This window comes from Tabrizicola sp. M-4 (genome assembly GCF_051132405.1).
Lineage (GTDB): Bacteria > Pseudomonadota > Alphaproteobacteria > Rhodobacterales > Rhodobacteraceae > Paragemmobacter.
Genome location: NZ_CP128606.1, coordinates 1406242 through 1420459, shown reverse-complemented (window position 1 = coordinate 1420459; position 14218 = coordinate 1406242). Strand labels below are relative to the sequence as shown.

Below are 14218 nucleotides of genomic sequence, written 5' to 3'. Positions count from 1 at the left end.
AACCGGGAGGAAGACCCCGGCCAAGGCATCCTTGGCCGGGGTCCGTTTCGCGTCACAGGTTGAAGGACGACCCGTCGAGGTTATGCGCCCCGCGCAGCGTCAGGCTGAAATCGGCCTGATCGTCCCCGTCGGTGAAGCCTTCGATGATCGTGTCCACCCCATCCGCCGTGGCCACCTCGCGGATCACGAGGTTGCCCGCCGCCGTGGTGCCCTGCTCGGCCAGCGTGAAGGACTGATTGCCCGTCAGCCCCACCCGCGCGTCGATGCCCGACAGGTCGATCCGGTCACCCGGCTGGAAGTCGGTGATGACATCGCCATCCGCCGCGCCCGCCGAGGTGAAGACGAAGACATCCGCCCCGTCGCCCCCCGTCATCACGTTCACCGCCAGCGAGGCCTTGATGACATCCGCGCCTTGGCTGCCGATGACGTTCTCGATCCCGACGAGGCTGTCGGTCGCCGTGCCGATGCGCACCGTCCCGATCGCCGTCGCCGCGCCAAGGTCGATGGTCGCACCGCCAAGGATCGCTGACAGGTCGATCGTGTCGCTGCCCTCGCCGCCGAAGATCATGTCGGCGCCGTCGTCGGTTTCGAAGGTGAAGACGTCCTCCCCGTCCTCACCCATGAGCACATCGCGGCCCAGACCACCGGCGAGGACGTCAGCGCCCTCTCCTCCGGTCAGGACATCATCGCCCTCATGGCCCAGCAGGATGTCGTCCCCCGCCTTGCCCATAAGGGCATCGGCTGTCGCACCGCCGACCAGGACATCCGCCCCCGCACCGCCAAGGACCGTGGCATTGCCCGATCCGGGCATCACCACCTTGCCTTCCGCCGCCGGAGCCGCAGGCACCGTGCCGCCGCCCGTGCCGGGGGCATGGTCGTCGTCGCAGTCGTTCCCTTCGGCCTCGTCATCCTCGGCTTCGTCATCCTCGGCTTCGGTCTCGTCGCCGTCGGCATCTCCTTCGCCATCGGCTTCCTCCTCCGACCCATCACCGTCTTCGGCGCCGCCCTCATCCGGGCCGTCCACATCGACGGGCGGCGTGTCGCCGCCACCATCGGTCGGGCCGCTGCCATGCTCATCTTCCGCGCTGGCCTCGGCCAGCGTCGGCAGCGATTCCATGGTTCCCGTGAAGGTGACGGAATGGCTGCCATTGGACATGGTCACCGTGCCATTGCCATTGTCGGTCGCGGTATAGCTGGCGGGATCGTTGCCCGCAGGCACCTCGATCACGTCCTGCGGGCGCAGGTTGCCCACCACCATGTCGTTGCCGCCCCCGGTGCGGAACACGATCCGATGCTCCGACGCCAGTTCCGAAAGATCGACCGTGTCATCGCCCTCCGACCCGTTCACCCGGATCGTGTTCACCCGCAGGCTGGTGCCCGCAAAGCTGCCGATCGGGATGACGGTATCCGTGCCGGGCCCGGTATTGACGATGATCTCCTCGATCCCCGCCAGTTCCGCGATCACGCTGGCACCGTTCGTGCCGTTGCGGGTGATGACGATCTCGGTCGCTGCGGCCAAAGCAACGGTCGGGTTCAGCGTCGCGAAATTCGACCGCGCATAGATGCGGTAGGTCTCGGCCTGGTTGTTGCCGTTGACGACGAAAGTGTCGCCACCCGCACCATTGGCCCCGCCATTCACGATGTCGCGCCCGTCGGAGACGGCGGGGAAGAACAGGAACGGGTCCGCGACACCCCAGACGACCACGTCGTCCCCTGCGCCACCAGTCACCGTGTCATTGCCTGTGCCGCCGGTCAGCACATCATCGCCCGCGCCACCGTTGAGCACGTCATTGCCCGTGCCGCCGGTCAGCGTGTCATTGCCCGCCTGCCCGTTCAGCACATCCGCGCCGCCCTGCCCGTTCAGGATATCGTCCCCTGCCGTGCCGTTCAACGTGTTGCCAAGCAGGTTTCCGTCCTGCAGATCGCCCACCACCGTGGTGGCAGCCGAGGCGACGGTCTCCACCGTTCCCAGCGCATCGGTGAACTGCACCTGCACCCGCAACACCTGCCCCACCTGCGCCTGCGCCGGGGTAAAGCTTGGTGCCGTCGCGCCGGTGATGTTCACCCATGTGGCGCCACCATCCGCCGAGCGTTGCCACTGATAGGCAAAGCTGCCCGCGGTGATTCCGTTCGGATCAGCGATGCCCGCGATGTCTGCGGTGATCGCCTGTCCCTCGGTCGGAGACGTGTCGCTGATCACCGGTGCCCCCGTCGCCGGGCGGTTCACGAGGAAGACCTCCTGATCGGCGAAACGCAGCGCCTCGATGTTGCGCAGCCGGTCCGTCCCTTCCAGCGACAGCCCGCGGCCCGTGCCCGGATCGATGGCGCGGTCAATACCCGTCACCGGGTCGATCAGGCTCTCGCTCGCCTCGTCATGCGTCACGGTATAGCTGCCATCCGCGTTGCGCGTGATCGTATAGTTCTCCCGCACGTCCCAGTACTGCGCCACATCCACATCGCCGGCCTGACCACCGCTCACGATCTCGCGCACCACCGAAAGCTGGGCGGGCGTCACCACCCGCGCGAACAGCGCCTGTTCCAGCGTCATCCCGCCGAACATCAGCGCCCCGGTCGCGGCATCGCGCACCTGCCCGGCAAGGCTGTCCGCCGTGCCCGCAGGCATCCCCGGCACCGTCACGGCCAGCCGCACGTTCAGCCAGCGGTCGCCGTCGATGATGTCGTCTCCCGCCATCCCGCGGATCGTGTCGCTGCCCGCGCCACCCAGCAGGATGTCGGCCCCGCCCGATGTATCCATCCGCGCCACCAGCCGCTCGCCGGTCACGGGCTGCACGACATCGAAGGTCGCCAGATGCGAGACGAGGTCCCGCAGACCGGCGATCCTGTCGATGTTCTGCTCCAGAAGCGCGTTGGAATAGGACTGGATCGGCGAATTGGGCGAAACCTGCGCCGCGTTGCCGAATTCGTCATAGGACCCGGTCGTCACCTCGCGCCCCGTCAACCGGTCATTGCCATTCCAGCCTGACAGGCCTTCGACAAGATCGAAGCGGTCACGCAGGATATTGGCCTGCTGGTTCTGGAAGATGCCGACGTTCATGTCGGCCTCGACGGGATAGTTGTTGTTCTTGTAGGACACCCAGTCGAACCCGGCCATCCCGTTGTTGCGGTTGATCCCGATGCCCTGGATCATGATGTCATCGCCGGATTCCGCGTCGAAATCGGTGTCGTTCTCGCCCGCGATCATCACGTCATGGCCGATGATGCGGCTGTTGAAGAACAGTTCCGAATTGTCGCCGGTCAGGGTCACCATGTTCCCCCGGCCTTCCATCCAGTCGTTGCCCTCGTTCCCCATCAGGACGCCGCCACCCGACGGCGCGCGGATGAAGTCGTCGCCCATCCCGCCGAAGATGTCCTTCGCCTCGTCGCCGCCCGCCAGCACATCGCGCCCGTCGCCGCCGAAGATCAGGTCAAGGCCCATGCCGCCATTGATGACGTCATCCCCGCCTTCGCCCTTGATCACATCCATGTCGCCGATGTCGGTGCCGCGGTCGGTGATGACGTCATTGCCCGCGCCGCCATGGATGTGGTCCACCCCATAGCCGCCTTCGATGTCGTCATTGCCGCCATGGCCCCACAGCCCGTCATCGCCGTCACCGCCGATGATCGTGTCATCGCCCGCCGTGCCGCCAAGGACGACATGCTCGCCGCCCAGATAACGGATGTAGTTGGCCCCCCGCTCCACAAGGCTCGTGCTGCCCAGCATCGAGGTCAGCACATCCGCATCCCGCGTCGGATCGGCGCTGCCGATTCCTGCGTTCCACTGCCGCGACTGGTCGATCTCCAGCACCCAGGCCGCCGTCTGGAAGGCCGACCCGTTGATGTTCAGGCCCAGTTCCTCGCCATCCGTGTTCCGCTGGATCAGGTCGGCGAAGCTGTCGCCTTCCAGTTGCGTCAGCAGGTTCATGCCCTGCGTCCGGCTCAGGTAATAGAACCGGTCGCCGTTCTGCAGCATCTCCATCTGCGCCTCGAAGACGAAGGTGAAGGTCGATCCCAGCATCCCGCCGAAGGCCATCTTCGCCTCGGCCAGACCGCCGATCCAGAAATCGACATTGTTCAGACCGCCCAGCGAACCGCCCGCCCATGCCCCCGTCGCGTTCAGGAAGGCCAGCCGGTCCGCCGGCGCCCCCGCCCCGCCAAGCACAAGCGCCGTCGCCGCGTCGCGCTTGCCCTCGATCGTGGTCTCGGCAAGGATCGTGGGATGCGTGCCATAGGCCGCGACGAAATTGATGATCGACAGCGGATGCTTGATGTTCGCCGCAAAGTCGGTCCAGCTTTCATAGGGCCGGACATAGCTGTTCTGCGTCTGCTCGAAGAACTGCCGCCGCGCCTCGTTCAGCGACGGGATGCCCACATCCCGCGCCCGCGCCATGTTCAGCGCGGCAAGGTCAAGCGGCAGCCCCACAAGGTTGTTGCGCAGCGCGTCGGTCAGGAATTCGTCGATCTCGTTGCCATGCTGGCGCGTCATCCCGCGCAGGATGGCACCCGCCGCCGCATGGGCATCGCCCCCCTGCGCATCGAACATCACCGGGTTCAGGAAGGCGTCGAACAGCTCCACCGTCGTCAGCCCCGGCACCCCCGTCTCGCCCAGCGCGCCCGAGGCATCCAGCAGACCCAGCATGTCCACCGTCTCGTTCAGCATGGAATGGCCGAAACGATAGACGACCTGCGCGAATTCCTGGCTGATCCCCACCGGGATTTCCACCGAATGCGAGAAGACGAAGGGGTCGATCTGCGGCGCGACGGCGCGCACGAATTCCTCGAAGACCAGATGCTGATAGACCATCTCGGTCGAGAAGCGGGCCGTCTGGAACAGCCGCTCGCCGTTCCACACCACATCATCCACCGAGGCGGGCATCGCCGTGACCGGCTCCAGCAGGAATTCGTTCAGCATCGCCAGATCGCCCGAGGTGATCAGCGTCTCCATCACCGCCTCGATCTGGCGGTTATGCTCGCCGTGGAAGATCGTATGCACGGCGGTCAGGGCGATGTTCTCGTTCCCGCGCCCATCGCCCACGATGAAATGCCGGTCCAGCAATTCGTTGTCATAGGTCGAGGCGATGCCGAATTCGTTCACCTCCTGCCGGTTCGCGGTCAGCGTGTCGGTATCGGCCGTCTTCAGTTCCAGCGTCGTCACGCCATCGGTCGGGTTCAGGTCCACCGCACCCGGCGTCGCGTCATGGGCGATGTCGTTCAGGAAGGCCCGCCCCGCCGAGGCCAGCGTCAGCGCATCCACCGGCGCACTCACGCTGCCCGTCACCGTGCCGCCCCCGGCCAGAACGAAGCGCGGCATCCCGGTCGCCTCATCGGCAACGAAACGGCCGTAAAGATCGGTCAGCACCGCAGGCACGGAATGCACGTTCAGATCGGAAAGCTCGATGCCCAGCATCGTGCGCGCCTGCGCCTTGATGTCGGCCCATGTCGGCGGCCCGCCCGTCGCGCTTTCCAGCATGCGGCCCGTGGCGACGGGGCGCCCCTCATGCATCGCATATTCCCGCAGGAAGACCTGATGCGACGGGTTCGAGGTATAGACCTGGTTCAGGTCGATCCACGGCGTCGTCTCGTTCGCATTCTCGCGGATGTCATCGGCGGTGCCCAGCACGCCATCCGGCCCCGCCTGGTTCGTCGCCCGTGTCAGCACCATGAAATTCGTCGGGCTGCCCGGCACGTAAAGCGGATCATCCGGCTGCAACGGAATGTAGACCGACCCGTTCCCCCCCTTCTGCGTCAGGTCCAGACCGTGGTCGAAGAACTGCCCGAAGATGGTGAAGAAGCTGTTGTAGGGCGCGGTATCGCCCAGATCGGCCGCCACGTTCCCGAGGAAGACGTTCACGCCGTCCATCTCGATCCCGTTATCGGTCAGCAGCCGCTGCACCGCCGCATCTGCCAGCGCGGCCTGATCATAGGGCAGCAGCGCGGCCTGCGCGGCGGCCACATCGGCGGCCTCCGCCGCGGCCTCCGCCTGCGCGGCGGTCAGCGCCGCCTGCGCATCGGCCTGCGCCTCCAGCGCAAGGTCGCGCGCGGCTTCGGCATCGGCCACCGCCTGCTCGGCAGCCCCCAGATCGCCCGCCACGGCGGCATTGGCCGCATCCAGTGCGGCCTGCGCATCGGTGACATCGGTTTCGGCCTCCGCAAGGGTGGCCGCCGCGCTGTCGGCATTGGCCGAGGCCGTTGCATCCGCCGCCGCCGCCGCGTCGCGCGCGACCAGCGCCGTATTGCGCGTGGCCTGCGCCGCGACCAGCGCCGCCTCCGCCGCGACCAGCGCCGCATCGGCCGAAGTATCGGCCGCATTCGCCGCATCCAGCGCCGCCGTCGCCGCCGTCAGCACTGCGAAGGCCGCGTTATAGGCATCCAGCGCCGCCTGATTGTCCGAGGAATCGCCGTCCCCCAGTTCGATCAGCAACTGCACATTCGCCGCCCGCTCCGCCGCATAGGCCGCATCGAATTCGGCCTGCGCCTCGATCCGGGCCGCTTCGGTCGTGGCAGCCAGCGAGGCCGCCGCGTCACGGGCGGACTGTGCGCCGCCCAGCGCGGTCTCCGCCGCCGCCAGATCCCCCTCTGCGACGGCCAGCGCTGCTGCCGCGCTGGCCGCCGCGGCGGTCGCATCCGCATCGGCCTGCTGGGCCAGCGAAAGCGCCGCGGTCGCCGCGGCAAGTGCTGCCTCTGCCGCGACCACATCCGATGAAAGGGCGGCCAATGCCGCCTCTGCCGTGGCAAGCGCGGTCTGCGCCGCTGTCACCTGCCCATTGGCCGCAACCAGCGCCGCCCCGGCGGTCGTCACCGCCGCATTGGCCGTCGTCAGTTCCGCCTGCTCTGCCGCCAGCGCCGCCTCCAGCACGGCCCGCGACGGCAGCCCCGTCAGATCGCCCGTGCTTTCCTGCGCCGCGCGATAGGCGGCATGGATCTGCTGCGACAGCGCGATGTTCTCCGCCCCCGTCACCCCGGCGATGGACAGCGCCGCCGAGATGGCCGCGATGTTCCCCAGCGTCTGATCCGCCACGAGATTCGAGATCGTCCGCGGCCGCGCGTCATAGACCGACCCGGACGCCTGCGCATAAGTCGTCGGCGCACCCGTACGCGGGTTGGCCTGCGCCGCGATCCAGACCGGGTCCAGCAGCCGGTTCATCAGATTGTCCGACGCGCCGCTCTGCGTCAGCCCGACCTGATAGTTGTTCAACGCGCCGGTCACCGTCCGCAGCCCATCGGGCACCAAGGGGCTGGCAAGCAGCGACTCAAGCGCCGCGCGCGCATCCATCCCGCCCTCGATCAGGCGGTTATGTTCTTCTGCAATGCGGATCTGGTCCAGAATATGGGCGAGGTCGTTCAGGTTGAGCGTGACCATGGCAGTTGTCCCTGTGCTGAAACATGACGGTCCGGCAGGGCGCACCTGCCGCCGATTATGGGTCCAGCATCCGGGGAAGCACGGCCCCCGACAAAGGCCGTGGGTCCGGCCTTGTCGTGGAAATGGTCCGATGAAATGTCGGACCAAGGTCTGAAGACGCAGCCCGACTCAGCGCCCGACTCGGGGCCCGACTCAGCGCCCGCCCGCCACCTCCCCCCCGATCCAGCCGCGGAAGGCCGCCATCGCCGGACGCGGCGGCACGCCCTTCGGCCAGACCAGCCAATAGCTCCCCGCCGCCCTGACCGGCCCGCCCCAGACCGGCACCAGCCGCCCCGCCGCCAGATCCTCCGCGATCAGGAAGGTCGGCAACAGCGCCACGCCAAGACCATGCACCGCCGCCTGATGCATCGTGGCGAACTGGTCGAACAGCATCCCCCCCGGCCGCAACCCCGCCATCCCCTGCCCCGCGAACCACCGCCCCCAATCCCCCGTCCGGCTTTCGATCTGCAGAAGCGGCAGGTCCAGCACCGCCGCAGGCCCCGCCAGCGGCAGGGCAAAGGCCCCCGGCGCGCAGACCGGCAGCACCTCCTCCTCCATCAGCAGCAGATGCTCCGCCCCCGGCCAATCGGCCCGCCCGTAATGGATCGCCGCATCGAACCCCTCCGCCTCCATGTCGAAAGGCCGCAACCGCGTGGCAAGCGTCAGCGCGATGCCCGGTTCCCGCGCCCGGAACCCGCGCAGGCGCGGCGCCAGCCAATGCATCCCGAAGGCGGGCAGGATGGCCAGCGTCAGGCTCTCCCCCCCGCCCCCCGCCCGCAGCCGCAGCCCCGCCTGCGACAGAAGGCCCAACGCCCGCCGCGCCTCGGCCACATATTCCCGCGCCGCAGGCGTCAGCCGCAGCCGCTGCCGGTCGCGGATCAGCAGCGTCACGCCCAACTGCCCCTCCACCTCCTGCAGGGCACGGCTCACCGCCCCCGGCGTCAGCGCCAGTTCCCGCGCCGCCGCCGTGGCCGTGCCCAACCGCTCCACCGCTTCCAGCGCCATCAGGCCGGACAGCGATGGAAGATGACGACGCGACAGGATCATTTGCAGAAACCTCAACATCTTTGCAGTATATTTCGCTATTATATCACAAAATCCCCCGGCATACAGGCAACAACACGCCTGATGCGCGACTCGCGCGCCGATGGCACACTGGCCCCCTGACCCGGAGGAACCGACATGAGCCTCGACGCCCCCAAATTGAAAGCCAAGGACGCCCCCGATCTTGCCCGCTTCGACTGGGAAGACCCCTTCCGCCTCAACGACCAGTTGACGGAAGAAGAGCGCATGCTGCGCGATGCCGCCCGCGCCTATGCGCAGGAAAAGCTGCAACCCCGCGTCACAGCGGCCTATCGCGAGGAAACCACCGATCCGTCGATCTTCCGCGAGATGGGCGAGATGGGCCTTCTGGGCGTCACCATCCCCGAGGAATATGGCGGGCTGGGCGCCTCCTACGTCGCCTACGGCCTCGTGGCGCGCGAGGTGGAGCGGGTGGACAGCGGCTATCGTTCGATGATGTCGGTGCAAAGCTCGCTGGTGATGTACCCGATCTACGCCTACGGAACCGAGGCGCAGCGGGCGAAATACCTGCCCAAACTCGCCTCCGGCGAATGGATCGGCTGCTTCGGGCTTACCGAACCTGATGCGGGCTCCGATCCGGCAGGCATGAAGACCGTCGCGAAGAAGACGGCGAACGGCTATGTGCTGAACGGCGCGAAGATGTGGATCTCCAACGCCCCCATCGCCGATGTGTTTGTCGTCTGGGCGAAATCCGAGGCGCATGGCGGCAAGATCAAGGGCTTCGTGCTGGACAAGGGCATGAAGGGCCTGTCGGCGCCGAAGGTGGGCGGCAAGCTCTCGCTCCGCGCCTCGATCACGGGTGAAATCGTGATGAAGGATGTGGAAGTGGGCGAAGACGCCCTGCTTCCCAATGTCGAAGGCCTGAAAGGCCCCTTCGGCTGCCTCAACCGCGCCCGCTATGGCATTTCATGGGGTGTGATGGGGGCGGCGGAATTCTGCATGCAGGCCGCCCGCCAATACGGCCTCGACCGCAAGCAGTTCGGCAAGCCCATCGCCGGCACGCAACTCTTCCAGTTGAAACTCGCCAACATGATGACCGAAATCTCGCTCGGCCTGCAGGCCAGCCTGCGCGTCGGCCGCCTGATGGACGAGGCGAATGCCGCGCCCGAGATGATCTCGATCATCAAGCGCAACAATTGCGGCAAGGCGCTGGACGCGGCCCGCTGGGCCCGCGACATGCATGGCGGCAACGGGATCCAGGAGGATTTCCAGATCATGCGCCACATGGTGAACCTCGAGACGGTCAACACCTACGAGGGCACGCATGACATCCACGCCCTGATCCTCGGCCGCGCGATCACCGGCATTCAGGCCTTCTTCTGACGCCCCGCCGCGGGGGACGAAAATTCTTCGTCCGAAGAATTTTCCCCGGGGGCCGCAGGCCCCCGCCCCCCCTGCCGGGCACGAAAATTCTTCGTACGAAGAATTTTCGCATCCCCCGGCCGGGAAGCCGTCTTTCGGGGATGACAAGCGCCGCGCCTTGGCTAGGCTCCGACGCATGACACATGCGCCCCATATCCCCGAGCTTGACGCCTATCTCGCCGCCCATCCCGGCACCCGCTTTCTGGATGCCGTGATGTTCGATCTCTGCGGCACCGCCATCGGCAAACGTTACCCGATCCGCGATGCCGCCAAGGTCTGGTCCTCAGGCGTGGCCTTCTGCGCGGGCATCACCACGCTCGATGCCTTGGGGGCCTGTTGGGATGTCGAAGGCATCGGCTTTTCCGACGGCGACCCCGATGCCACCTCATATCCCATCCCCGGCACGCTGGCCCCGGTGCCATGGCTGCAAGACACCGCGCAGGTCCTTATCGCCCCCGCACCCCCGGAAGGGCTGGCGCAATGGTGGTTCGACCCGCGCAGCATCCTTGCCTCTGTCGTCGCCCGTTTCGCCGATCTGGGCCTGACCCCCGTTACCGCCTGCGAGCTTGAATTCTACCTCGTCGATCCCGCCCGCGACGCGGCTGGCCGCATCTCCCCCGCCCGCCCCGCCCGGTCCGGCCGCGCGCCAGAGGCACCGCGCGTGCTGGCCTTCGACAAGCTGGACGAATGGGCGGACATCCTCGCCGAGATCGACGCCGCCTGCATCGCCCAAGGCGTCCCCGCCGGGGCCGCCACCGCGGAATATGGCGGCGCGCAATTCGAGGTGAATCTCGGCCACCTCCCCGATCCGGTGCAGGCCGCCGACCACGCCCTGATGTTGCGCCGCATCGTCAAGGGCGTGGCGAACCGCCACGGGCTGGACGCGACCTTCATGTCGAAACCCTTCGCCGATCAGTCCGGCTCGGGCCTGCACATCCATCTCAGCCTCCTTGACGCGGAAGGCCGCAACATCTTCGATGACCGCCTGCCCACGGGCGATGCGATGCTTGGCCACGCCATCGCGGGCCTTCAGGCGACGACGCATGACGCCATGGCGATCTTCGCGCCCAACCTGAACGCCTATCGCCGCTTCGCCCCCAACCAGTTCGTCCCTGTCAACACCTCATGGGGGACCAACAACCGCTCCGTCAGCTTCCGCATCCCGGCAGGCGGCGGGGCCGCGCGGCGGATCGAACACCGCATCGCCGGGGCCGAGGCGAACCCCTATCTCGTCATGGCCGCCATCCTCGCGGGCCTCCATCACGGGCTGGCCAACCGCCTGATGCCCACGCCCCCCTCCACCGGGAACGCAGGCGAAGAGGCCGACCCCGCCATGCCCCTGAAACTCTGGACCGCGCTCGACCGTCTGGAAGCCTCCACGCTCATGGCCGAATATCTCGGCCCCCGCTACCCCGCCGCCTATGCCACCATCAAGCGGGCGGAATTCGAGGCCTTCATGGCCGATGTCCTGCCCCGCGAATATGACTGGTATCTCTGAGGCCCCCATGACCCAGCCCGCCCGCATCGGCGACGTCTCCTTCTGGTATGCCGATATCGGCCTGCCGCAAACCCGGCGCGCGCCCCTGCCCGGCGACACCACCGCCGATGTCTGCATCATCGGCGCGGGCTATACCGGCCTCTGGTCGGCCTATTACCTGAAGAAGGCTGATCCCTCCCTGCGCATCGTGATCTGCGAAAAGACCTTCGCGGGCTTCGGCGCCTCCGGCCGCAATGGCGGCTGGCTGACCGGTGGCTTCGCCTGGAATCACGACCGCTACCTCGCCACCTCGGACGAGGCCGCCGTCCGCGCCATGGTGCAGGCGATGAACGGCACCGTGGATGAAATCATCCGCGTCGCCGATGCCGAAGGCATCAAGGCCGACATCCTGCGCACCGACGAACTCATGGTCGCCACCACCCCCGCCCAGCTTGCCCGCTGCGAGGCCGAAACCGCCCACCGCCGCCACTGGGGCGAGCATCGCGTCCACATGATCGGCGCGGGCCAGACCGCCAGCCGCGTCAACATCCCCGGCGTCCTCGGCGCCATGGTGGTGGAAGGCGTCGCCCGCATCCAGCCCGCCAAACTCGTCCGCGGCCTCGCGCAGGTGGTCGAAGCGATGGGCGTCACGATCCACGAGGAAACCGAGGTCACCGCCCTCGCCCCCGGCCGCGTCACCACCGCGCGCGGCACCGTCACCGCCAATACCATCCTGCGCTGCACCGAAGGCTTCACCGCCACCCTGCCGGGGCTGAAACGGGAATGGCTCCCGCTCAACTCCGCCCAGATCGCGACCGAGCCCCTCCCGCCCGAGGTCTGGGCGCAGATCGGCTGGCAGGGCCATGAAATCCTTGGCGATTTCGCCAATGCCTATTGCTATTGCCAACGCACGCGCGAGGGCCGCATCACCGTGGGCGCGCGCGGCGTGCCCTACCGCTTCGGCTCGGCCATCGACACATCGGGCATCCCCGATCCCGAAACCATCCGCCGCCTGACAAACATCCTGCACACCCATTTCCCGGCAACGAAGCCCTACCGCATCGACCATGCCTGGTGCGGCGTCATCGGCGTGCCGCGCGACTGGTGCGCCACGGCGGGCCTCGACCCCGCCACCCGCATCGGCTGGGCGGGCGGCTATGTCGGCGTCGGCGTCTCCACCTCCAACCTCTCGGGCCGCACGCTGGCCGACCTCACGCTGGGCCGGCAGACCGACCTGACCCGCCTGCCCTGGGTCAACCGCCGCGTCCGCAAATGGGAACCCGAACCCCTGCGCTGGCTGGGCGTGCATGGCATGTATGGCCTCTATGGCATGGCCGACCGGCGCGAGACCGCCCGCCTCGGACCGCCCTCGCGCCTCGCGAAATTCGGCAACTGGCTCACGGGGCGCTGATGCTATCCGCCCTCATCTTCGACCTCGACGGCACGCTGGTGGACAGCGCCCCCGACATCCATGCAGGCGTCGCCCGCCTGCTGGCCGAAGAGGGTCTGCCCGACCTCCCCTTCGCCACCGTGCGCGGCTTCATCGGCGGCGGCGTCCCTACCCTCATCACCCGCGTCATGCGCGCGCTGGACCTGCCCGACGATCCCGCCCGCCACGCCGACCTCTGCGCCCGCTTCACCGCCCGCTACGAGGATGATCCGCAGGGCCTCACCCGCCCCTATGACGGGGTGGAATCCGCGCTCGACGCGCTCGACCTGCCGCTCGCCCTCTGCACCAACAAACCCGAAGGCCCGACCCGCGCGCTCCTGCGCCATCTGGGCTGGACCCACCGCTTCCCCGTGATCGTGGGCGGCGATACCCTTCCCCTGCGCAAACCCGACCCCGCGCCCCTGCACCATGCCATCGCGGCAACGGGCGGCGGTCCCGTCCTCTTCGTGGGCGACAGCGAGGTCGATGCCGAAACCGCCCGCCGCGCGGGCGTGCCCCTGCTGCTCTTCACCGAAGGCTACCGCAGCACGCCCCTTGCCGACCTGCCCCATGCCGCAAGCTTCGATCATTGGGACAGGATGCCCGAACGCGTCGCCCGCCTGCGCGGGTGATCCCGCCTCAGACCACCGTCACCCGCAGCCCGTCCGGCCCGACCCGCGCCCCCTTGGGCAAGGCCGTCCCCTCCAGCCGAAGCCCGCGCCACAGCCCTTCGGTCGAGAAGGGAGGCACCACCCCGCGCAGGGCGGGCGGCTCGTACAGTTCCACCACGCTGGACCCCAGCGCAAGGAACCGCACCCGCGTCACCCCGTCCTCCCGCGTCAGGTCCACCCCCGCCACGGGGCGCAGCCCAAGGCCAAGGAAGAACCCCTCCGTCGCCGCCAGATCGGTGCAGGGAATGCCCAGATGGTCATGCCCCGGTAACCCCGTCCGCACCTCACCCGCCAGCCGTGCGCAAAGCTCGATCCGCGCCCCCTCCGGCCCCTCTAGGAAGACGTACCGCACGCCCCCCTCCCAGAATTCCGCGATCTCGCGCGGGCCTTCCGGCGTCGTGGCCTCCAGCCGCGCCCCGCGCGCCAGATACCCCGCCAAGGCCGCATCCACATCCGCCACAGCAAGCGCCAGATGGTCGATCCCGCCCTGCCCCGGCACCCCATCGGCCCGCACCAGCGCCACCGCCTGATCACCCAGTTTCAGCAGGTCCCCCGCACCGGCAAAGCCGAACACCGTCCGCAGCATCCCTGCCGCCGCGGCAACGTCCCTCACCGCCAGTTCCGGCACGATCCTCACTGATCCAGCCATGCCCCGCGCCCGCCTTCCCGTTTCGCATCCACCCTTTGCCTGTGGCAGATGCAACCCGCGCATTCAACTGCCCTTCCATGCGACAAGGCCCCCTTTTTCCCTGCCAAAGCCCCGCGCACACGTCTCTGTGCATCCCCTTTCCTTGACTCTC

7 protein-coding genes are annotated in these 14218 nt (G+C 67.9%); 4 read left to right on the top strand and 3 right to left on the bottom strand.

What is annotated here, in order from left to right; translation table 11 throughout:
* Nucleotides 1-52: 52 nt before the first annotated feature.
* Nucleotides 53-7357: a peroxidase family protein gene (locus tag TabM4_RS06835; protein WP_434620287.1), complete on the bottom strand. Its 7305-nt coding sequence runs from the start codon at nt 7355-7357 to the stop codon at nt 53-55.
* Nucleotides 7358-7549: 192 nt separating this feature from the next.
* Nucleotides 7550-8443, bottom strand: a complete 894-nt coding sequence (locus TabM4_RS06830; RefSeq protein WP_434620284.1) for a LysR family transcriptional regulator — start codon at nt 8441-8443, stop codon at nt 7550-7552.
* 135 nt (nt 8444-8578) lie between these two features.
* Here TabM4_RS06830 and TabM4_RS06825 point away from each other — a divergent pair, with 135 nt between their 5' ends.
* The 4 genes from TabM4_RS06825 (at nt 8579) to gph (ending at nt 13379) form a co-directional block, all read left to right on the top strand.
* Nucleotides 8579-9802 carry an acyl-CoA dehydrogenase gene (locus tag TabM4_RS06825; protein ID WP_434620281.1) on the top strand — a complete coding sequence of 408 codons (1224 nt, stop codon included), beginning with the start codon at nt 8579-8581 and terminating at the stop codon, nt 9800-9802.
* A gap of 175 nt (nt 9803-9977) precedes the next feature.
* Nucleotides 9978-11339, top strand: a complete 1362-nt coding sequence (locus TabM4_RS06820) for a glutamine synthetase family protein (protein ID WP_434620278.1) — start codon at nt 9978-9980, stop codon at nt 11337-11339.
* 7 nt (nt 11340-11346) lie between these two features.
* The gene (locus TabM4_RS06815; RefSeq protein WP_434620275.1) at nt 11347-12729 is read left to right on the top strand and encodes an NAD(P)/FAD-dependent oxidoreductase; all 1383 of its coding nucleotides are present in this window, start codon (nt 11347-11349) and stop codon (nt 12727-12729) included.
* Nucleotides 12729-13379, top strand: a complete 651-nt coding sequence (gene gph / locus TabM4_RS06810; protein WP_434620272.1) for a phosphoglycolate phosphatase — start codon at nt 12729-12731, stop codon at nt 13377-13379. Before TabM4_RS06815 ends, gph begins: the two co-directional genes overlap by 1 nt.
* Nucleotides 13380-13386: 7 nt before the next feature.
* Here gph and TabM4_RS06805 read toward each other — a convergent pair whose 3' ends face one another.
* Nucleotides 13387-14067, bottom strand: coding sequence for a VOC family protein (locus TabM4_RS06805; RefSeq protein ID WP_434620269.1), 681 nt, complete (start codon nt 14065-14067; stop codon nt 13387-13389).
* Between the last annotated feature and the right edge of the window lie 151 nt (nt 14068-14218).

Coding starts and splice junctions, on each gene's coding strand:
- TabM4_RS06815 (WP_434620275.1), top strand. CDS start 11,347: ATGACCCAGCCCGCCCGCATCGGCGACGTCTCCTTCTGGTATGCCGAT.
- TabM4_RS06820 (WP_434620278.1), top strand. CDS start 9,978: ATGACACATGCGCCCCATATCCCCGAGCTTGACGCCTATCTCGCCGCC.
- TabM4_RS06835 (WP_434620287.1), bottom strand. CDS start 7,357: ATGGTCACGCTCAACCTGAACGACCTCGCCCATATTCTGGACCAGATC.
- TabM4_RS06805 (WP_434620269.1), bottom strand. CDS start 14,067: ATGGCTGGATCAGTGAGGATCGTGCCGGAACTGGCGGTGAGGGACGTT.
- TabM4_RS06825 (WP_434620281.1), top strand. CDS start 8,579: ATGAGCCTCGACGCCCCCAAATTGAAAGCCAAGGACGCCCCCGATCTT.
- TabM4_RS06830 (WP_434620284.1), bottom strand. CDS start 8,443: ATGATCCTGTCGCGTCGTCATCTTCCATCGCTGTCCGGCCTGATGGCG.
- gph (WP_434620272.1), top strand. CDS start 12,729: ATGCTATCCGCCCTCATCTTCGACCTCGACGGCACGCTGGTGGACAGC.